The organism is Hymenobacter busanensis (assembly GCF_008727865.1).
GTDB classification, from domain to species: Bacteria; Bacteroidota; Bacteroidia; order Cytophagales; family Hymenobacteraceae; genus Solirubrum; species Solirubrum busanense.
The window spans coordinates 310,910-332,306 of record NZ_VTWU01000006.1 but is presented as its reverse complement, the minus strand read 5'-3'; the positions used below and the strand labels follow the sequence as shown (position 1 = coordinate 332,306).

At 63.4% G+C, this 21,397-nt stretch carries 14 protein-coding genes; 4 read left to right on the top strand and 10 right to left on the bottom strand.

Annotation, left to right across the window (positions count from 1 at the left end; translation table 11 throughout):
* Positions 1-136 precede the first annotated feature (136 nt).
* The 7 genes from F0P96_RS17205 to F0P96_RS21065 all read right to left on the bottom strand — a co-directional run bounded on the left by F0P96_RS17205 (position 137) and on the right by F0P96_RS21065 (position 10,798).
* Positions 137-1,324: a PAS domain-containing sensor histidine kinase gene (locus tag F0P96_RS17205; RefSeq protein ID WP_151080161.1), complete on the bottom strand. Its 1,188-nt coding sequence runs from the start codon at positions 1,322-1,324 to the stop codon at positions 137-139.
* 26 nt (positions 1,325-1,350) lie between these two features.
* Positions 1,351-1,740: a response regulator gene (locus F0P96_RS17200; protein ID WP_160619875.1), complete on the bottom strand. Its 390-nt coding sequence runs from the start codon at positions 1,738-1,740 to the stop codon at positions 1,351-1,353.
* A 29-nt stretch (positions 1,741-1,769) separates the two neighbouring features.
* Positions 1,770-4,607, bottom strand: a complete 2,838-nt coding sequence (locus F0P96_RS17195) for a PAS domain-containing sensor histidine kinase (RefSeq protein WP_160619878.1) — start codon at positions 4,605-4,607, stop codon at positions 1,770-1,772.
* A gap of 738 nt (positions 4,608-5,345) precedes the next feature.
* A complete protein-coding gene (locus F0P96_RS17190) occupies positions 5,346-5,996 on the bottom strand; it encodes a hypothetical protein (RefSeq protein ID WP_160619880.1) in 651 nt (216 codons plus the stop codon).
* 48 nt (positions 5,997-6,044) lie between these two features.
* Positions 6,045-9,665: an ABC transporter permease/M1 family aminopeptidase gene (locus F0P96_RS17185; RefSeq protein WP_151080157.1), complete on the bottom strand. Its 3,621-nt coding sequence runs from the start codon at positions 9,663-9,665 to the stop codon at positions 6,045-6,047.
* Positions 9,662-10,588 (bottom strand): ABC transporter ATP-binding protein, encoded by a 927-nt coding sequence (locus F0P96_RS17180; protein ID WP_151080156.1) that lies wholly within the window; start codon positions 10,586-10,588, stop codon positions 9,662-9,664. Before F0P96_RS17180 ends, F0P96_RS17185 begins: the two co-directional genes overlap by 4 nt.
* Before the next feature lie 66 nt (positions 10,589-10,654).
* Positions 10,655-10,798, bottom strand: coding sequence for a hypothetical protein (locus F0P96_RS21065; protein WP_160619883.1), 144 nt, complete (start codon positions 10,796-10,798; stop codon positions 10,655-10,657).
* A gap of 344 nt (positions 10,799-11,142) precedes the next feature.
* Here F0P96_RS21065 and F0P96_RS17175 point away from each other — a divergent pair, with 344 nt between their 5' ends.
* The 3 genes from F0P96_RS17175 (at position 11,143) to F0P96_RS17165 (ending at position 14,839) form a co-directional block, all read left to right on the top strand.
* Positions 11,143-11,871: a sensor histidine kinase gene (locus F0P96_RS17175; protein WP_235917506.1), complete on the top strand. Its 729-nt coding sequence runs from the start codon at positions 11,143-11,145 to the stop codon at positions 11,869-11,871.
* Positions 11,840-12,568, top strand: a complete 729-nt coding sequence (locus tag F0P96_RS17170; protein WP_151080154.1) for a LytR/AlgR family response regulator transcription factor — start codon at positions 11,840-11,842, stop codon at positions 12,566-12,568. The genes F0P96_RS17175 and F0P96_RS17170 overlap by 32 nt, the downstream gene beginning before the upstream one ends.
* Positions 12,569-12,787: 219 nt before the next feature.
* Complete coding sequence (locus F0P96_RS17165) at positions 12,788-14,839, top strand: HelD family protein (protein WP_151080153.1); 2,052 nt, start codon at positions 12,788-12,790, stop codon at positions 14,837-14,839.
* A gap of 24 nt (positions 14,840-14,863) precedes the next feature.
* Here the strand turns inward: F0P96_RS17165 and F0P96_RS17160 are convergent, their stop codons facing one another.
* From F0P96_RS17160 to F0P96_RS17150, 3 genes are all read right to left on the bottom strand, one after another.
* Positions 14,864-17,527: a cation-translocating P-type ATPase gene (locus F0P96_RS17160; RefSeq protein WP_151080152.1), complete on the bottom strand. Its 2,664-nt coding sequence runs from the start codon at positions 17,525-17,527 to the stop codon at positions 14,864-14,866.
* Between the two features lie 234 nt (positions 17,528-17,761).
* On the bottom strand, positions 17,762-18,994 hold the full coding sequence (locus tag F0P96_RS17155; RefSeq protein WP_151080151.1) for an NADP-dependent isocitrate dehydrogenase: 1,233 nt from the start codon (positions 18,992-18,994) through the stop codon (positions 17,762-17,764).
* 252 nt (positions 18,995-19,246) lie between these two features.
* Positions 19,247-19,846 (bottom strand): hypothetical protein, encoded by a 600-nt coding sequence (locus F0P96_RS17150; protein ID WP_151080150.1) that lies wholly within the window; start codon positions 19,844-19,846, stop codon positions 19,247-19,249.
* Positions 19,847-19,982: 136 nt separating this feature from the next.
* Here F0P96_RS17150 and F0P96_RS17145 point away from each other — a divergent pair, with 136 nt between their 5' ends.
* Positions 19,983-21,365 (top strand): hypothetical protein, encoded by a 1,383-nt coding sequence (locus tag F0P96_RS17145; protein WP_151080149.1) that lies wholly within the window; start codon positions 19,983-19,985, stop codon positions 21,363-21,365.
* Positions 21,366-21,397: the final 32 nt, after the last annotated feature.

Here is a 21,397-nt window from a genome sequence, read left to right as displayed (position 1 = left end):
GTTTTTCGGCTCACGTACCGTTTCAGCGAAGCCCAGCGGCGCGCCGCCGTCGAAAGCACGCGGGTGCGCCGTAGCCGGTGGGCCGCCTTGCTTGCCCAGGCGGGCATCGGGGTTGCGCCGACACTGCGCAGCCCGCTTAGCGCAGTTCCACAAAGAAGCAGGAGCCTTCGCCCTCGCGGCTTTCTACCCATAGCTTGCCGCGGTGCAGCTGCACAATTTGCTTGGTGATGAACAGCCCCAGGCCCGTACTGGCCTCGCCGGCCACGCCGGGGCGGGCCGCGGCGCTGAACTTCTCAAACAGCTGCTCCTGCAGCGCGGCGGGTATGCCGATACCGGAGTCGCGCACGGTCAGCAAAATCACGCCTGCTTCCTCCCGCACCCCCACGCTTACACAGCCCCCGGGCGGGGTAAATTTCAGGGCATTGCTGACCAAGTTGTCGACCACCCGCCCAAATGCGTCGGCGTTGAGGTTGGCATGCACCGCCGCGGGGGCGTTTAGCACCAGAGCCAGGCCTTTGGCTTGCGCTGCCAGCTTGTGCGCGGCCAGCCGCTCGTGCAGCAGGGCGCATAGGTCTGTGGGGCACTTGGGCAGGTGCCGGGCATCGAGCGAGCCGAGCATGAGCACATCCTTGAGCAACTTGTCGGCTTCGCGGCACGCCCGGCGAATCAGGTCCAGGTAGTGCTGGGTGTCGGCCGCCAACCCTGCCGCCCCGGTGCCTTGGCGCTCCAGCAAATCGGTCAGCAGCTGGATGTGGGCAATGGGCGTTTTCAGGTCGTGCGTGACCAAGTGCAGGATGGTTTCCTGCGCGTCGTAAAGGCGCTTCAACGACAGCTCAATGGCTTTCCGTTCGCTGATGTCCTCCAGCAGAGTATAGCCCAGCTCCTGGCCCGCATCCGGAAATCGGATGGAGGTGACCTGGCACCAGAACGAGGAGCCGTCCGGTCGCATCAGGCAGGTTTCGAGGGTGAAATACGGCAGCTTGTGGTTCCACAGCCGCTGCTGCAGAAACGCCCAATCGGCACGGTGGTCGGGGTGAGCAAATTCCAGAATCTGGCGGCCGAGCAACGCCGCGGCGTCCGGTACGCCCAGCATCTGGGCCACGGCCCGGTTGGCCTGGCGGATGATCAGGTCCGGGGTGATGATTTTCTGACCAAACGGGGAGTTTTCGAACACCGTGCGGAAGCGGGCCTGGCGCCCATCCTTGTCGTCGGCGTTGGCCTGCCGCGCCTGCGCGTCCGCCAGGCACGCACGCAGCCGCTGGTTTTCGGCTCGCAGGACCTGGTTTTCCGCATCCACGGCGTGGCAGTCGGCAGGCGTCAGCATAGGAGAGGCAACTAAGCCGCTGCAGTCTAGCCCGCGGCGGGCGGTAAGGAAAAATGCTCGTGAAATATCCCGTCGACCTTTTCCAGGGTCAGGGGCTTGGTCAGGTAGCCGGCAATAGGCAGGCGCTGTATGCGGGCTACGTCGAGGGATTCAGCAAGGTGGTGAAAAGGATGCTGACCACGGCGGGGGGCTCGACAGGCGGGTACTATGCGTACGTCTGCAGAAACTCCAGGCCGTTCACGCGCGGCATTTTCATGTCGAGCAGAATCAGGGCCGGGCGCTACGTCCAGCGCCTCCTGGCCGTGGGTGGCCACCAGCACGTAGCCGGTGACGGTCATGCGCCGCAGCAGCGCCTGGTTGAGGTAGTTGGTCGGCGCGTCGACGTCGACGAGCAAGGTACAGGAAAGGGCGGCCACGGCAGCAGAAAAAAGCGAATAGAACTGCGTCAGGCCGCCGGGCCCGTCGCCTTGGGCAGGTGTACGAAAAACGTGGTGCCGGCGCCGGGCTGGCTGTGCACCTCGATGCGGCCGCCGGCGTTGTCGACCATGCGCTTGACCATGTACAGGCCAATGCCGGAGCCCTCGACGTGGGTGTGAAAGCGCTGAAACATGGTGAACAGGCGCGGCCAGTACACCGGCTCGATGCCCAGGCCGTTGTCGTGCACCTCCAGCACGGTGTAGCCCGCCCGCACGTGGGCCCGCACGTCCACGTGGGGCGGCCGGTCGGGCGAGTGGTACTTGAGGGCGTTGCTCAAGAGATTGTAGACCACCGAACGCAGATTCTTCTGCGAGAATTGAACGGGCGGTTGGGCCGACACGTCCACCACGAGCTTGGCACCCGTGCTGTGGATGAGGGGCAGCAGGTCCTGGCGCACATCTTCCACCACCGCGGCCAGGTCGACCGAGGTGGCCGCCGAGTCGTGCTCCTTCTGCAGCTTGGAGACGTCCGTCAGGTGGTCGATGGTGCGCTTGAAGCGCTCCACCGCATCGAGCATGCGGGCCAAAGAGGCGGCCACGTGCTGCTCAGCCACCACGCTGGCAGGCAATTCCTCCTGCAGCAGATTCAGTAGCCCCTCGATGTTGCTGATGGGTGCTTTCAGGTCGTGGGAGGCGGTGTAGATGAAGTTGTCTAGGTCGGCGTTTGTGCGCACGAGCTGCTGGTTGGAGGCGGCCAGCTCTTCGGCCAGAGCCCGGGCCTGCTGCCCGCCTTCTTCCACCACACGTCGGGCCTGCACCTGGTCGGTCACTTCGTGGGCAAACACAAGCACGCCGTCAACCACCCCGTCGGCGTTGCGGCGGGCCTGGTAGGTAAAGGTGAAGTACAGCTCTTCCAGCGGGCCGTCGTCGTGGCGGGCCAGTTGCAGGGGCATTTCCCGGGCCACCAGGGTGTCGCCCGTGTCGTACACGCGCCGCAGCTGCTGGTGAATGAGCGCCTCGGCAATTTCGGGCAGGGCCTCCAGCACGGGCTTGCCCAGCAGCGCGCGGCCGGGAAACACGCGCTGGTAGGCCGGGTTGACGAGCTGGAAGACCAACTCGGGGCCGTCGAGGATGACGATGGGAGCCGGGGCCTCCATAAACAGCTGCTGCAGCTGCTGACGCTCGGCCTCGCCTTGGCGGCGGGCGCGCACCTGTTCCGTCACGTCGAAAGCAAAGATGGACACGCCGGCAATTTCGTCTTGCTCGCGGTAGGCCTGGTAGGTGAAAGTATAGTGTACTACCCGGGCCGGGCCATCGGCCGGCTGCAGGTGCATGGGCAGCTCCGTGCCGAAGAAGGTGTCGCCGCTGCGAAACACGTGGTCGAGCTTGGCCAGAAAGCCGGCCGCCTCGGTTTCGGGCAGGGCTTCGGCCACGGGCCGACCGGTGAGCCGCCGCTCGGGGAACAGCTGCTGGTAGGCCGTGTTGACGTACTCGAAGCGGTGCTCGGGGCCGCGCAGCAGCGCCACGGCGGCGGGCGTGTAGGCCAGGATGTGTAGCAAGGCTTCGCGCTCCTGCACCTGCCGCTGGGTGGCGGCAGCCACTTCGGCCTGCAGGGCCTCGTTCTGCAGGCGCGCCTGCACGCGCTCTGTCACGTCAACGGCGAAGCTCATCACGCCTTCGATCTGCCCGGCGGCGTCAAACAGCGGCTGGTACGCCAGGTCAAGGTACAGGTCCTGCAGCTCACCAGTCCCGAAACGGTCGAGGCGGGTGAGGCGCTCGTGCTCGTGCAGTGCCTCGCCGGTGCGGTACACGCGGTCCAAGGGTTCGTGCAGGGCTTCCGGCAATTCGGGCAGGGCCTGGCGCCGCGGCAAACCCAGCAAAGGACGGCCCGGCAACAGTTGCTCGGTGGCGGGGTGCACCATGGTGAGCACGTGGTCGGGGCCGCTGAAGATATTGATGAGGGCCGGGGCTTGGCTGAAAAGGCGTTCGAGGCGGTTGCGCTGCTCTTCGGCGTCGGCGCGGGCGCGTTCGGCTTCCTGGGTGCGGGCCTGCACCCGGGTTTCCAGCTCCTGGTTGAGCAGCTGCAGCTGCTGGCGGGCCACCACCTGCTCGGTGACGTCGTAGGAGAAATCGAGGACGCCGTCTACGTTGCCGGCCGCGTCGCGCAGGGGCAGGTAAAAGGCGTTGATGTAAATGAGCTGAGCCTGGCCACTGCCGGCAAAGTCAAGCCGTACGGGCAGCTCCACCCCATAGGCGGGCTCCCCGCTGGCGTAGACTTGGTCGAGGCGGGTGAAAAAGCCTTGGTGGGCAGCTTCCGGTAAAGCTTCGCGGACGGAGCGCCCGAGCAGGGTATGCCGGGGGAAGTAGTCCTGATAGCGTTGGTTGAGCAGGGTGTACACGTGCTCGGCCCCGTGGTAGGTGGCAACTTGCGCGGGCAGGTTCATGAGCACCTGGTACAAGCGCTGGCGCTGGGTTTCGGCGTCGGCGCGGGCGGCTTTTTCGGCGGCCTGGGCCTCGCGCAGGGCCATTTCCACGGGGGAGCGGGGCTGGTCGGCCGTGTCGGTGAAGCTGACCCAGAGCCCGTCGCCGGAGCGGCGGGCGGCCAGGCGGTAGTAGTTGTCGTAGCCGTCGGCCTGGTAGTTGATGTTGTACTCGCGGGGCTCCCCCGTCACGTAGGCCGCCACGTGGAAATCGAAGGTGCCGTGGGCCTTGCTGTGGGGCCACTGCTCGTTGTGGGTCACGGCGGGCACCTCCGGCATGCCCATCATGCGCTGGGCCGCGGGGTTGAGGTACTCGAAGCGGAAGTCCACAATCGCGCCCGAGCCGGCCGGGTCGTAAACAGGCGTGTAGAATATCAGCCCAGTCATTGACACAGCCAGCAAATCGCCTAACAGGGCATCAGCGGGTAGGGAGCGAAGCGGTACAGGTATAGGCGAATCATGCATTGGGTAGATGGAACCGTTGAATTAATCTATGTACGGGGATTGGGGAAGCCGTGGCATTCAGGTAGCCAGAAGTACGCCCTGGCATTCCTTCGGGCGGGCGGGTGCAGCACGGCCCGTACCGCCAGGTTAGCTGGTTAGATGAACGTAGGCATCATTTTCAGGCCCAACAGTGCTCGGTCGAACCCACGGTAAAAGCGCACCGGTATTTGCTGGAAATCTTGGCCAGCGTGGCCCGTTCTTGTTGGGCCCGATAGGGCCCGCCGCCATTGGTTGGGCGCGTGTACGGCGCGCAGTTCTGTCTGTAAAAAGGGACTATTGGATCGGTTACAGGGGCGCAAAAGCGGAGGGGAAACTCAGAAAAACGACACGTCAAGCCGCCGCAGCCCAGGGGCTGATAAGTAACAACGCGACATGCCGGCTCTAGGGCGCCTCGGAGAGGGTAAGGCGCAGGCTGGCTTCCGTTCCGTGCTGCAGCTGTGTCGGCGTAGGAGGTTTGAGCGCGCAACGAGACGCCGGGAAGCCCAGCCAAGCCGCTGGCAGCGGACGCGCAGTCGGCTCGTTTCCCCAAACGGCCGTTCACCTCGGCAATAGCGTTAATAATGACGCTCGTTTGACGAAGTGCCCATTTGCTGGAGCCACCCGTTCGTTCGCGTGGTTGGATCAGGGCTTGGCTACCGGGCGGTAGCTGAACACGAGGGCCAGAAACTGCTCGAGCTCGGTCTGGGTGTGCACCAAGGCCCAGAAATTGGCGGGGAAGGCGGCGGCGGCGTCGTCCAGCGGCCGGCCGGCTGCCTGCAGGGTAGCCACCGCATTCAGGCCCGCCAGACTGGGGCGCAGGCCGAGCGTGGCCTGCAGCGGGCCGAGGGTACGCTCGTGGTAGGCGCTGAACGGGGTGGGGTTGCCCTCCGGGAACCGGTCGCCGCCGCGGTTGTAGGCACTCACGTGCGTGCCGGCCATCGGGCCGATGTCGTAGCCCACGAGCAGCCCACCGGCCAGGCGCAGCTCGCCTCGCTCTGAGTCCTTGGTGCCGGTGCGCCGGTGGGTGGCCTGCGGCGGCAGGTGCACCGTGCCCCGCTCGCCCAGGGCCACGCGGACCTCCGGCAGGGCCAAGGGCAGGGGCTGGTAGTGGCGCAACACGGGCGCCAACGAGTCGGGCCCGGCTTGCCCTGTACTGCGGCCGGGCACAAGCAGCAAGGCGATGAGGAGACCGGCAGCCGGGAGCGGAAAACGCGCCAGCCGAGCCAGGGAAGCGGAGAACAAGGGCATGATATACGTCATGCCCTTTGGATGCCCCACTTGGTTATTTTCCATAGCAAGACAGTAATAACCACTTTTAAAAAACGAAAAGCCCGTGAAGTATTACTCCTTCAACTGCAGCACTTTGTAGTTGTTTATCGGATTCCAATCAATCAATAACTGGCGCGGATCAACGCCGACTTTGGCGGGTCGGGCAGGTACCGTCAGCACGACGGTCTGCTTGCCGGATCGGAGCCGGTGTTTTTGCCGGTAGAGCGGCTTGCCCGTTTCCTTGCCCGCTTCGGCCGGGGCGAAGACGCCAATTTCCACCCACTCCTGCATCGGTAGCTTCGTCTCGGTGCCGGCGCTGTCTACCACCAGCTTGCGGGCCTGCAGGGTGAGCTTCACCTGCCAGCGGCCGCCTCTAATTTGCCGGGCCGTGGCGGCTTCGGTCTGCAGCTCCCAGAAGGTATTGGCCCGGAACAGGTCGTGGAGCAGCGGCTGGAGCGAGTCGGGCGTGGCCTGCTGCAGCTCCCGGTACAGGTCCAGCGAAGTGGGGTGGGGGAGCGTCCCGGGCCGGTGGTGCGCCAGTAGGTTCCGGAGCGCCCCGTTTACCCGGCCCCGACCTAGGTACTGACTGAGCGTGTACAGGGCCAGGGGGCCTTTGCGGTAGTTCTGGTAAAAGTCGTCGGCCTGCAGCAGCGGCTTGGCGGCCCGGGTGCGCGGGGTTTCGTTTTCTTCCCGCAGAAAGCTCAGGAGCCGCTGCAGGTGTTCGGGGCCGTATTTATCCTCCAGCACGCCCATGGCCGAGTACCAGGCTAGGCTTTCCGAAATCAGGCCGGCGCCCTCCACGTAGGCTTGCTTGAGCTGGTTGCCCCACCACTGGTGCGCCACCTCGTGCGCCACCACGGCCGTTACCAGGTCGAAGCCCCGCTCGTCCGCCTTCGGATTCAGCAGAAAAAAGCCCTCCTCCGCCGTAATGTCGATGGGGGCGGCGTGGTGGCCGAAGGCGTAGCTGGGATGGGCCACAAAGCGGAGCTGCCGGTGCGGGTAGGGACCGAACTGCTTGCTGTAATAGTCCAGTGAAGCCTGGGCGCTCCGGACCATTCGCGCCGGGTTTAGCGTGAGTCCCGGCGGATAATACACCTGGATGGCCACCTGTTGCGCGGAGCCGCCCCCCGGATTGCGCCATTGGCCTTCCTGCACCGCGTAATTGGCCGAGAAGAAGGCGTATTCGTTGCGGATGGGCGCCTCGGTGGCGTAATGGAAGTAGCGGCGGCCGGCTTGGACCCAGGTCCGGCGCAAGGTGCCGGGAGCCACCACCGTCTGGTCCGCGTCCGTCCCTACGATGGCCTCAAAGCGGATCTGCTCGGTAAACGGGGCGTAGCGGCGGGCCGCCGCGTCGTGGAGCGAATAGGTGGCGGGCCGGGGGGGCAGGCCGTGGGCTTTGCGGGCGCCGGCCTCGTCCAGCTCCCGGTACGGCTGGTACCCGATAACTGGCAGCCATTCCAGGTTCCGGAAGCTGCTGCCGTTTGCCAGCACCTGCCCGTCGGCCCCGTTGTTGGAAAAGCCCCGGGCTTTATAGGTAACCTGAAAGTTCAGGCGTAGCGAATCACCGGGGCGGAGGGGCTGCGCCAGGGCATACATGCGGTGGCCAAGCTTCGCATCTACGAGTACTTCTTTCGCGGGCTGGTCGAAGCTGACTGAGTCCGTTTCTACGTCCGCGCCCGTTCCCAGTTGAACCGAGTCGATGGGTAGTTGCTGGTTATTCACCAGCAGGTAAGTGCCCTGTATGTGCACCGCCTGCTGCCTGGGGTACATTTCTACCCGTAGGTTAATGCCGGTCAGCAGGGGCTGAGGCGCGTGCTGGTAGCGGCGGTAGCGCTGCTCGTAGGCAGCCTGCTGTGCCGTGGCGGCGGCGGAGTTGGTGTAGCCGTGCAGCACGTTGGTGTTGTAGAAGATGACACCGCCAAACCCGAGGATGCCGGCTCCGGCCACCGTAGAAAAGACGGCGGTGGAACCCTTGAAGCGCCGGCGGGCCAGCTGAAGCCGGGCGGCCACGCTGCCCTCCCGGCCGCGTACCCAAAAGAGTACCGCCGCCACCGCCAGCAGCAGCGCCCAGGCTATCCAATAGCCCTTAAACCACAGCCAGGGCGTCAGGGTCGGCCCAAAGCCGGCCATGTCGGTATACGTCCAGCGCGGGCTGGCGCCGAAGACGAGCAGCTTGTGCTCGACGCCCAGAGTAGGCGCGAAGGCAATAAAGCCGTAGGCCAGCAGCGCCACCAGATGGCCTACGAACTTCTGATTCACCAGTACGTGCACTAGCAGGGCCAACAGGGCGAAGAGCAGGCAATCGACCAGCTGCAGCCCGAAGAAGGTTTGCAGGTACAGCCCGATTTCGGGCGTAGCCCCACCGATGGCCGCCTGCGCGGCTATTCCGGTCGTCATCAGCAGGATCAGCCACAGCACCAGTACCAGGGCCAGGGCCAGAAACCGGCTTAGGAAAAGCACCCATTCCGACACCGGTGCCGCGTTGGCAATGTCGCTCAGACCGGCTTCCCGCTCCCGCCACACCAGCTCCCCGGCGTAGAAAACGGTGAGCAGGACGATGATAATCCAGAACGACATCGGCTGCGTGAGGGGCGCGGTCAGGTGTTCCAGCACAAAGTCGGTGCGGGGCAGCAGGGGCGTGCCGCGACCCTTCAGGTTGCCGGGGATGGTCATGCCAATCAACAGAGCCAGGCCGGCCAGCAGGGGCAGTCCGGCGCGGCTTCTGGCCAGCTGCAAAAAGGATTTCCAGGTGATAAGGCGCAACTGGCGCAGCTGCGTGGCCGCGCCGTACGTTCCCCGGGCCGGCGGCAGCGCGTTTTGGGCTTCCCGGTTCAGGCTCGGCCAAGCCACCACAGCCGGTTGGGGCTGGTTGTCCGGTTTCGCTTTCTGACCTGATTCGGGTAATGCGAGCTGAAACCGGGAGTAGGTAAACGCGAGCATGCCCAGCGAGATGCCCAGCCACAGCAGGCGGTTGGTGAGAAAAGACCCTTCCAGCAGCAGCAGGCGCGTGTTCTTCTCCAACGGGCTCCAGTCATTCGACACATGGTCCAGGATGGGGCCAAAGCTCATCGGATCGACCAGATTGCCCCATTTTCCCACCTGCGGCAGCAGCGGCCAGATCAGGTAGGCCGCCGCGAACAGGGCCGCGCCGGCCAGGTAGCTGGCCAAGGCCCGGCGGCTGAGTGTGGCCACCGAGAACTGAATGGCCGTGGCGAAAAAGGCGTTGGGCAGCGCGATAAAGCCGAAGGTGGTCAGGTAGGCCGACGCCCGAAACGGCCCCAGAATGTCGGACTCTATGCCGGCAAAGTGCAGTGCCAGCAGCAGGCCCGCCGGGATGCCGAGCAGGATGAGCAGACTGAGGGCGAAGGCCGCCAGAAACCGCCCGCCCAGGTAGGCGGCCTTGCTGGCTGGGGCAGTGTAGGTGAGCAGATGCATGCGCGTCTGCACGTCGCGGGCGGCCGCGTCGCCCGCCACCGAGGCGCCGACCAGCAGCCACTTCACGCTGCAGATAGCCGTGACGGACGCCATGACGATGGGCGCGTTGACTAAAAAATACCCGTCCCGCGCATCGGGGGCGTAATTGCCGATGACAATCAGAAACGCGAGCATCAGCAGCACCGCGAAGTAAAGCCAGGTGGTGACCCGGCGCACCTGGTAAGTAAACTCGAAGCGAAATATTGCCCAGAACTTCATAGCCCTACCGCCGCTTTCGGCTGCTGACGGGCCGCTCCGAGGCAGCCCGTCAGGGCGCTGAAGTACACGTCCTCCAGGTCCGGCTCCACCGGCTCAAACCCGGGGCCGGGTAGTGCTTCGCTGTACACGTGCACCAGGGTGCGCCCGCTCAGCCGCTTGGCCGAAATGATCCGGTGCTGCTGCGCCAGCGCGGGCAGGGCGGGTTTATCGGTCAGCCGGCGCCAGATGCGGCCGTGCAGGGCGGCCACGGCCTCCAGCGGCCGGGCCTCGAGCAGAATGCGGCCCCGGTCGATGATGGCCATGCGGGTGCAGAGCTCCGCCACGTCGGCCACGAGGTGGGTGGAGAGGATGACCACGCCGGTTTCGCCCACTTCGCTGAGCAGGTTCAGGAAGCGCACCCGCTCGGCCGGGTCCAGGCCCGCCGTGGGCTCGTCGACGATGAGCAGCCGCGGGGTGCCCAGCAAAGCCACGGCCACGCCGAAGCGCTGCTTCATGCCGCCCGAGTAGCCGCCCAGCTGCTGCTTGCGCTTGTCCCAGAGGTTGGTTTGCCTGAGCAGGGCCTCGGTGGCTGCTTTGCGCGTCGCCCGGTCGGTAATGCCTTTCAGCACGGCGAAATAGTCGAGCAGCTCCTCCGCGCTGGCCTTGGGATACACGCCAAACTCCTGGGGCAGGTAGCCCAGCGTCTGGCGCACCGCTTCCTTCTGGTGCACCACGTCGAGGTGGCCCAGCCGCAGCTGGCCGGTATCCGGCTCCTGCAGCGTGGCCAGGGTGCGCATCAGGGTCGATTTGCCGGCGCCGTTGGGGCCCAGCAGCCCATACATGCCCGGTGGAATATCCAGCGACACATCGTGCAGGGCCTGCACGCCATTCGCATATCGTTTCGAGACGTTGCGGATGGTCAGGCCACTCGGGTATTTTTCCATTGGTTTGGTTTTGCTTCGGTTCGTCGGCTGACAGGAGGAAAGCACCGGGCTCGGTGCGTTCTTTCGCTATTTCAGGCCGAAGCACTCGTTGCCCGAGCGGAAAGCGAAACCCGTTATGCTGATGCGGCGAAGTAATCGGCCAAAGGCGGTTTTCCTTCCGCCAAAGCGCCGGCCGGCTCCTTTCCACCACTCGTAGATTGGAAGGAGCATCTGGTCGAGGGCGGCGGGCCGGGCCCGACCAGAAAACCCACCTTTGTGGTATGGAGCGCGTCAAAAAAATCTTCTGGCTGATTCACCTCGGCGTTTGGGTCTTGTTCACCCTGGTGGCCGGCTTGCAGCTCAATAGTGACTCCGACGCCCTCTGGCGCACCACTGCCACGGGCTTTATAGCAACCTGCCTGTATGTTTTTTACCTGCACTTTTACCTGCTAACCCAGTATGCCGGCAAGCGGAAAGGAAGAGACTATTGGCTCAAACTGACGGCAATTTTTATAAGCGGGCCTGTGCCGTTTTTTTTGTTCTACCAAAAGCTATTCGATGTTGGGATTTACTTCATGCACCTGGTCACGGCGGCCATCTTTATCTTCCTGAGCTGGCTGGCCCGGGTTACCGAAAATCTGGTGCTCAATACCATCCGAAAAGAACAGCTGGAAAAGCAGGCCGTAGAGGCAGAATTACATTATTTAAAATCCCAGATCAACCCGCATTTCCTGTTTAATACGCTCAACAACATTCACACGCTGGTGTATAAGCAGGCCGCGGCAGCCCCGGAAGCCGTCATGCAGCTGGCCTCGCTGATGCGCTACATGATTTACGAGTCCAACGCGGCCACGGTGCCGCTGAGCCGGGAAATGGACTACGTGCAGGACTACGTGAGTTTGCAGCAGCTGCGGTACAAGCCCAGCCCGGTGGTGGACCTGCAGATTGAGGGCGAAACGGACGCCTGCTACATTGCCCCCCTGCTGTTCATCCACCTGCTGGAAAACGCCTACAAACACAGCCCCGCCCGCCTGGAGCCCGGCGACCTGAAGGTGAGGGTTGAAGTACAAGCAGATGTCCTGCACTTCAGCGTGCAGAACCCCATCGGACGAAAGCCGGCTCATCCGCTGGAAGAGCCCGGCGGCATCGGGCTGCCCAACGTGCGGAAACGGCTGGCGTTGCAGTATCCCGGCCAGCATACGCTAACCATTCAGGACACCGGCGAAACCTTTACGGTCCTGCTCACTATCCACGGCCTTCACGTACCAGCCCATGAAATCAACGCTCAGCTGCTGCATCATTGAAGACGAGTACCTGGCCCAGGAGATGCTGGAAGAATACATCCGCAAAGTCCCGTTCCTGGAGCTAAAGGGCAGCTACTTGAGCCCTCTGGAAGCGGCCGGGCATTTGCAGGCAAACAAGCCCGACCTGCTGTTTCTGGACATCAACCTGCCGGATCTGGACGGACTCAGCTTCATTCCGATGCTGAACCCCAAACCCTCGATCATTCTGACCACCGCCTATGATCAGTACGCCCTGAAAGCGTATGAGCTGGAGGTGAAAGACTACCTGTTGAAGCCCTTCACATTTGAGCGGTTTTACAAAGCCGTTCTACGTCTCTACCAGGAGCAAAAACCCCTATATATCACCGAGAAAAAAGAGGAAAAACCGGAGCCCAAAAACGAGCAGGAGTATATTTTTATCAAGGTGGGCCACCGCATTCAAAAGCTGGCTATTCGGGATATTCTCTTCGTGGAGGGCATGAAAGATTACCTGCGGATTCATACCACGGAAGAGAAAATCATGACGCTGCTGAATTTTGCCAAACTGGAAGAGCTGCTGCCCGCCCAGGATTTTGCCCGCGTGCACCGGTCCTTCCTGGTGGCTATCGACAAGATTGACCACATCGAGAAAAACCGGATTCAGATTGCCGACCAGATCATTCCCATCAGCGACACGTACGCCGAGGCGTTTTACAAAATGCTGAAGGGCTTTCAGTAGGGCAGGCCTGGTAGGGGCCTGGTTTTCTTCCTGCCCAAGGCCCGTGGAGAAGGGTATTCGGGCCACTGCACCGGGCGTGAAACGGCTGCACCACGTGTTGAGCGGCTGCTAGGCCGCAACGCGCATGCGGCCGAACGCTGCGCGACGAAAAGGAGGAAGTTCTTCATGCCGAAATTTGCAGGCACTTTTGCGGTCCTTTTTCCCTAAGAGCTGCCGGTGATGAACGCAACCGAACAAGAAGAACGAGAATACCTGGAAGAAATCAAGGAGAAGCTGACCCTCGCCATCAAGCGGATCGACGACGCCGTGCGGCAGTTTTCCGACGAGCTGCGGCAGAAAAAGCAGTACATCCACGAGCACCAGTCGGGCATGGACGACGCCGACATGGTGGCCGCCGGCCAGTCCATCGACCGCATGGCCTTCACGGGCGAAGCCGCCGTGGGCCGCAAGCGCCGGCTGCTCAAGCTCATTCAGTCGCCGTACTTCGGCCGCATCGATTTTGCCGCTCCCAACCAAGCCGCCGTGCCCGTGTACATTGGCGTGCATTCGTTTCTGGACGAGCGGCAGCGCCAAAACCTGATTTACGATTGGCGCGCTCCTGTCTCCTCCCTGTTCTACGACTTCGAGCTGGGCGACGCCACCTACACCACGCCCTCGGGCCCCATTCAGGGTCGCATCGAGCTCAAGCGGCAGTACAAGATTCGGGACGGGCGGATGGAGTTCATGCTCGATAGCGACGTGAACATCCACGACGACGTGCTGCAGCGCGAGCTGGCCAAGTCGTCGGACGATAAGATGAAGAACATCGTCGCCACGATTCAGCGCGACCAGAACGCGGTTATCCGCAACGAAGAGGCGTCGGTGATGGTCATTCAGGGCGTGGCTGGCTCGGGCAAAACCTCCATTGCCCTGCACCGCATTGCGTTTCTGCTCTACCGTTTTCGCGACACGATTGCCGCCAAAGACATCCTCATCATTTCGCCTAACAAGGTCTTCGCCGACTACATCTCGAACGTGTTGCCGGAGCTAGGGGAGGAGCACCTGCCCGAAATGGGCATGGAAGAGCTGGCGGCCGATTTGCTCGACAACCGGTTCACGTTCCAGACATTTTTCGAGCAGGTATCGGCGCTGCTGGAGCAGCACGATGCCGCGTTCATCGAGCGGATCCGGTTCAAGTCGTCGTTTGAGTTTCTGAGCCAGCTCAACCAGTACCTGCTCCACGTCGAGAACAACTACTTCAGCGTGGCCGACCTGCGAGTGGGCCGCACCGTGGTGCCCGGTGTGTTTATCCAGCAAAAGTTCAAGGCCTACCACCGCGTGCCGCTGCTCAAGCGCTTTGGGCAGGTGGCTAACGACGTGCGGGCCTACGTGCGCGACAAAGCCGATCGGAAGCTTACGGGCGGGGAAAAAGCCGCCATTGGGGAAGGCATTCCGCGCATGTTCCGGTTCAGCAACGTGCTGGACCTCTACCGCGACTTTTACCGCTGGCTGGGCCGGCCCGAGCTGCTCCGGCTCAACCACGGCCTGCACCTGGAATACGCCGACGTATTTGCCCTGATCTACCTGCGCATCCGCCTGGAAGGCCTCACCGGCTACGACCACGTGAAGCACTTGCTGGTGGACGAAATGCAGGATTACACGCCGGTGCAGTATGCCGTCTTGTCGCGCCTGTTTCACTGCCGCAAAACCATTCTCGGCGACGTTAGCCAGACGGTGAACCCCTACAGCGCCTCTTCGGCCGAAACCATCGAGCGGGTGTTTCCGCAAGCCGAGGTGGTCCGGCTCTACCGCAGCTACCGCTCGACCATCGAAATTACAAGCTTCGCGCAGCGCATCACGCCCAATCCTCACATCATTCCGCTGGAGCGGCACGGGCCGGAGCCCAGCGTTGTGCACTTCGGCAGCCCCGACGAGGAGCTGGCCGCCATTCGGCAGCTGGTGACGAACTTTCAAGGCTCCGGCCTTCATTCCCTGGGCATCATCTGCAAAACCCTGCGGCAAGCCGAACAGGCGCACCAGGTGCTGCAGGCGGCGGGCGTGCATTTGCTCACCGAGGATTCCACGACCTTCAAGGAAGGAGTTATCATCACCACCGCCCACTTGGCGAAGGGCCTGGAATTCGACGCCGTGGTGGTGCCGTTTGCCTCGGCCCGCAGCTACAAAACGGAGGTCGATAAAAGCATGCTCTACGTGGCCTGTACCCGCGCCATGCACCAGCTCACGCTCACGTATTCGGGGGAACTCACGCCGTTTTTGGGGTTTGCCAAGTAGGTGCAGCCCCACCGCCGCGCCGAGTTATCCGACTTGTTGCCTGGCGGCACGCGCGCGGGCAATAGCCTTGTATACTTCGCTCATAGCCAGCGGAACAAGGCCGAATGCAATGGCCACCAGCCAGCCGCGCGCGTCCAGCATCTGCAGCTTAAAGGCTTTTTGCAGCGGCGGTACGGTGAGGGCCAGCAGTTGCAGCCCCAGCCCCAGCGCCACAGCACCCACCAGGTATTTGTTGCTCAGCAGGCCCAGCCGGAAGAGGGACTTGGTGGAACTGCGGAACGAAAGGGCGAACAGCAGCTGGCTGCAAATGATGGTCATGAACGCCAGGGTGCGGGCGTACTCGTGCGCCGCCGCTGGAATGGCTTGGTCGTACGGGCTGTAGTCGTGCTCGTAGTACCCGTACCAGAACGCCGCCATGGTGAGCAGGCCGATGAGCGCGCCGCCCAGCACCACCTGCCAGCCCGCGCCGTGCGCGAAAAAGCTTTCCTGCGGGTTGCGCGGCCGCTCCTGCATCACGTCCGGGTCGCCGGGGTCCATGCCCAGGGCCACGGCGGGTAGCGAGTCGGTGAGCAGGTTGATCCAGAGCAGTTGCGTGGCAATGAGCGGCGCCGGCAGGCCAATGAGAATGCAAAGCACCATGGCTACGACTTCGCCCATGTTGCTGGCCAGCAAGAAAATAACCGACTTCTTGATGTTGTTGTAGATGTTGCGGCCCTGCTCGATGGCGGCAATGATGGTGGCGAAGTTGTCGTCGGTCAGAATCATGTCGGCGGCGTTGCGGGCCACGTCGGTGCCGGTTATGCCCATGGCCACCCCAATGTCGGCCGCGCTCAGCGAAGGGGCGTCGTTGACGCCGTCGCCGGTCATCGACACGATGTTGCCCCCGGCCTGGAACGCCCTCACGATCTTCACTTTGTGCTCCGGCGACACCCGCGCAAACACCCGGTACTGCGCCACGCGCTGCGCAAATTCCGCGTCGGGAAACCCGTTGATTTCTTCGCCCGTCACGGCCTGGCCGGGGGCGTCGGCTATGCCCAGCTGCCGCGCAATGGCGAAGGCCGTGTTTTTATGGTCGCCGGTAATCATGACGGTGGTAATGCCCGCCGCCGCTGCCCGGCCGATGGCGTCGCGGGCTTCCTGCCGCGGCGGGTCGATCATGCCAACCACGCCCAGCAACACCAGGTCCTGCTCCATACTTTCCGGCTCGATTACCTCCTCGACGGGCTTGTAGGCGGCGGCCAGGGTACGCAGCGCCTGCTCCGACATGGCTTCGGCGGCTTGCAGCACCTGCGCGCGGCGGGCATCGGTGAGGAGCACCGCCTGGCCGTGTTCGTGCACGTGGGTGCAGCGCGGCAGCAGGCTGTCGATGGCGCCCTTGGTGAACACGCGCAGCTCGCCGTTGTCGGAAAGGGTCGACATGAGCTTGCGGTCCGAGTCGAAGGCCCGCTCGCTCACCCGGCTTTCGGTGGCCGCCAGCGCGCGGCGGTCCAGGCCCAGCTGGTCGCCGAACACGAGCAGGGCAATTTCGGTCGGGTCGCCGGTGCCTTCGCCGTGGTCGTAGGTGGCATCCGAGCACAGGATCAGGGCCTCGGCCAAGCGGCGGGCGTCCTTCGAGCCGGTGGTGCCCGTGGCTTCCACGGTGGCCTCGCCCGCGCCGGGCACATAGTAGCGCGTCACGGTCATCTTGTTCTGCGTTAGCGTGCCGGTTTTGTCGGTGCACACGATGTCTACCGAGCCCAGGGTTTCCACGGCAGGCAGCTTGCGGATGATGGCGTGGTGGCGGGCCATGGCCGTGACGCCCACCGACAGCACCACCGCCACAATGGCCGTCAGGCCTTCGGGAATGGAGGCCACCGCCAGCGACACGGCCAGCAGAAACGTGCTGGCCAAATCGTGGCCCCGCAGGGCGGCCAGCGCGAACATCACCACGCAAATGCCGACGGCAACCTTGCCCAGCGTTTTGCCCAGCTCGTCGAGCCGCTTTTCCAGGGGCGTTTTGCTGGCCGGCTGCGCGCCGAGCAAGCCCGCAATTTTGCCCACCTGCGTGTTCATGCCCGTGCCCACCACCACGCCCGTGCCCCGCCCATAGGTAACCAGTGTCGACATGAAAGCCGCGTTGGCCTGGTCGCCGAGCGGCGTTTGCGGATCGTCGAGGGTGGCGTGCGCGTCCTTGGTCGTCGGCACCGACTCGCCGGTCAGGGCCGATTCTTCGATTTGCAGGTTGGCCGACTCCAGCAGCCGCAAATCGGCTGCCACCAGCCGCCCGGCGTCGAGCAGCACAATGTCGCCCGGCACCAGCCCTTCCGATTCCACTTCGTGGGCCTGCCCGCCGCGCCGCACCAGCGCCCGCGGCGAAGCCAGTTGTTGCAGCGCCTCAATGGCATTGCCGGCCTTTACTTCCTGCACCACGCCCAGCACCGCATTCAGCACAATAACGCCCAGAATAATCAGCGCATCCACGTACTCACCCATGAACACGGTAATGGCCACCGCCGCAAACAGCACGTAAATCAGGGCGTCGCGGAGCTGCGCCAGAAACAGCTGCAGCAGGGTTTTCTTCTGGCGGGCCTGCAGCTTGTTGGGGCCGTGCTGTACGAGCCGCGCGGCGGCTTCCTGCTCCGTCAGCCCGGTGGCGGGGTTCACGTCCAGCTCCTGAAGCACCTGTTCTACCGGCGTGGAAATCTGCATAAGCTCGGCGGGTTGTGGGCGGCAGCGGGTGGCCGAAGCGGCTCCGGCGCGTAATAAACGCAACGGAAATATAAGTCGGCGGTGGGCCGCCTTGCGCATGCTACAGTAGCGCTGCGTCTGCGCCCGAAACGGCGATGCGCTGCGTGAGCCAGGCAACAGTCGATGCGCTGCAAACGCAACAAGCCCACCCGAGGACCGGATGGGCTTGTTGCGTTTGCCGAAACGGCGGCGAGCTTACTTGCCGAGCTTGGCTTTCAGGTTCGTGTCCAGGGCTTCCAGGAATTCCTCGGTGTAGAGGTAGTCGCGGCCGTGCTCCACTTTGTTGCCGTGGATGCAGACGGCCAAGTCTTTGGTCATCTTGCCGCTTTCCACGGTTTCGATGCACACCTGCTCCAGGGCTTTGCAGAAGTCGATGAGCTCTTGGTTGCCGTCGAGGATGCCGCGGAACTCCAGGCCGCGCGTCCAGGCGAAGATGCTGGCAATCGGGTTGGTGGAGGTGGGCTTGCCCTTCTGATGGTCGCGGTAGTGGCGCGTCACGGTGCCGTGGGCGGCTTCGGCTTCCATCGTTTTGCCGTCGGGCGTCACCAGCGTCGAGGTCATCAGGCCCAGGGAGCCAAAGCCCTGCGCCACGGTGTCGCTCTGCACGTCGCCGTCGTAGTTTTTGCAGGCCCACACGAAGTTGCCGTTCCACTTCAGCGCCGAGGCCACCATGTCGTCGATCAGGCGGTGCTCGTAGGTGATGCCGGCTTCCTTGAATTTCTCCAGGTAGTCCTGCTCGTAGATTTCCTGGAAGATGTCCTTGAAGCGGCCGTCGTACTTCTTCAGGATGGTGTTTTTCGTCGACAGGTACAGTGGCCAGCCCTTCATCAGGGCCTGGTTGAAGCAGGCGTGCGCGAAGCCACGGATGCTTTCGTCGGTGTTGTACATGGCCAGGGCCACGCCGTCGCTCTTGAAGTTGAACACCTCAAACGACTGCGCCTCGCCGCCGTCTTCGGGCTGGAAGGTGATGGTGAGCTTGCCCTTGCCCTTGGTCACGAAATCGGTGGCGCGGTACTGGTCGCCGAAGGCGTGGCGGCCGATGCAGATCGGGGCGGTCCAGTTCGGCACCAGGCGCGGCACGTTCTGCATCACGATAGGTTCGCGGAACACGGTGCCGTCCAGGATGTTGCGGATGGTGCCGTTCGGCGACTTCCACATCTGCTTCAGGTTGAATTCCTTCACGCGCTCCTCGTCGGGGGTAATGGTGGCGCACTTGATGCCCACGCCGTACTGCTTGATGGCGTTGGCGGCGTCAATCGTGACTTGGTCGTTGGTCTCGTCGCGGTACTCGATGCCGAGGTCGTAGTACTTGATGTCGAGGTCGAGGTACGGGGTAATCAGTTTGTCTTTGATAAACTTCCAGATGATGCGCGTCATTTCGTCGCCATCCAGCTCCACAACGGGGTTTGCTACCTTGATTTTGGTCATTTCGGAGGGTGTGAGGGGTATTGCGGTTGGGGGTGGGCAACGCGGGGCTGGTGGTTCCAGCCCTGCGCGCCGTATTCACCGCCAAACTTAAAGCAGAAATGTCAGCCCGCCGCAAGCCGCGGGCACAAGAGGGCACTAGCCGGGCCAGTCGGGGCCCGGGTGCTGGCTAGAGAATGGCGGCAAAGCAGCTGCTTCCGGCTGGTGGGGTGTGGCTAGTTGCTCGGGCCCGCTGCCCGGACGCCGGGGCGGAAATCAGGGATTGAAGCGCGACCAGAGCGCCGCCGGAATGACGTCGGAGCACGGGCAGGTCTGCGGCTCAACCAGAATTTGCTTCAGGCTGACGATGATGGGCTCGATGTAGGAGTCGGTAACTTCCTGGTTGTTGGCCATGTGGGCGCGGGTATAGGCCACGGCGGCGCAAAACGTCCACGCCTGCACTTCGTCGCCCTCGGCCTGCTGGGCCTTGGTTTTGTATTTGTCGTACAGCGCCTGCCACTGCGGGTGCTCGGCTACGGCGGTGGGCGGGGTCAGGCCGGGCCGGCTGAGGGTAAAGTCGAAGGGGTTGCCGCCGCCGGCCATAAACGAGGTGAACTTGGTGGGGCTGACCACGCGCAGCTGGTAGTTGGTCATTTCGGCGTGTTGGTACACGTCGCCGCTTTGCCGCACGTAGCGGTTGGTGCGGTTGGGCGCTTTCAGAATAAAGGTGCCGTCGGCCTGCATGTCCACCAGCACTTCCATGCGGCCATCGGAGGAAATGTAGGTGCCGCTCTGCAGCTTGATCTGGGCCTGGCCCAGGGCCGGTGCGCCCATGCAAAGCACGAGGAAAACCAAACGGAGTAAACGGTGCAACATCAGGCGAGGAGAAGAAGTGGAAAAAGGACGGTTTCGGCCAAATGTAGCGGGCGGCTCCCCTTCCTGAAATACCTACTATCGGGTATTGTGAACCGCCGACAGGGCGGATAGCTTTGGCGTGATTTTACCCCTTCGTATGCGCAAGCTGTTTTCGTTTTTCTTCCTGTTGGGTGCCCTGGGCGCGCCCCGGTTCAGCGCCCAGGCGCAGTCGGCACCTGGTTTGGCCGAGCAGCTGCGCGCCAGCAGCGAGGGGCCGCTGAAAGCCATGCTGACCAACGGCAAGGTTACGCCCGACGACGTGACGCTGCTGCTGCAAACGCTGACGATGAACACTGCGCAGGGCACGGCTGGCTTGAATCTGGACAACCCCGCCACGCTCAATGGCTTGGTGGGGCAGCTCAACCGCACGCTGCAAAGCAGCCAGGGCAAGAGCTACGAGCAGTCGGCCGGGCAGCTGATTACGCAGCTGCTCACGGTGGTGCCGCCCGACGTGCAAACCCAACTGCTGGCCAGCCCCGAACTCCTGCGCCTGCAACTCAACGGCGGCCTCACCGATTTGGGCGCGCTGGCGCTGGGCGCCGAGGCCGTGCTGTCCACCGTCAACGACTTCATCAGTTACGCCAAGCAGCGCAAGGAAGTAGACGCGCTGACGCCTCGCATCAGCAAGTTCGTTTCTGCCGACGGCACCTACCACGCCCTGCGCAAGCAAGTGTTGGTGGAAGAATTCGACGAGCCAAGCAAGCAATGGCGGCAATTTCGCAACACCCGGCAATGGCTCAGAACCGACCTGCCGGCCGAACCCAGCAGCAACGCCGACCCGGAAATGTTGCTGCGCTACATTCCCCGCGCCAGCAACGGCCCGCAGCGGCAGGCATGGGCGGGGGCCTCGTTTGCGCCGGGAACCTACGTGCTGGCCGACAGCGTGGCGCCCGAGGCCCACAAAGTATCGGGTTTGGATGGGTTCTACGACAGCTTTTGGCCGGTGGTCAGCCAGAGCCGGGCGTTTGCCAACACCAGCGGGTTTGATTTCACCAAGGACTTCAGCCTCAAGCTGCGCCTCAAGGCCCTGGCGCCCCGCCAGCGTATCAACAGCATGGGCATGGACGAAGACTATTACAGCTTGCGCGTAAAGCTATTTGGCGTCAACACCCTGCGGCTGGACTTACGCAAACGAACCCAGCTCAAAAGCCAAAAGACGTGGTACTACACGTTTGTGTACGCCGACGAGGCCTACCAAACCGGCGAGACGTTTGGGGTGTTTGCTCCCGTGCGGGGCAGCGGTGTGTGGTACGGCATGCAAGCAGATCATCCCGGGCCGAAGTTCGACAGCGAATGGGTGGACGTGGAAATTACGAAGACGGGTACGCAGTTGCAGTACGCGCTGAATGGGGCGCCGGTGGTGCAGAAAAACGGCAAGCCCGTTGTGCAAGAAATAGGGCCGGTCCTGAACCGCTACCAACTCGACCTGCACCCCAGCGGCCGCCTGGCAATTGACCGCGTGGAGCTGCGTCACCTGTAAGGAGCGTAGCGCCGCGCCGAAGCCGGCAGTCG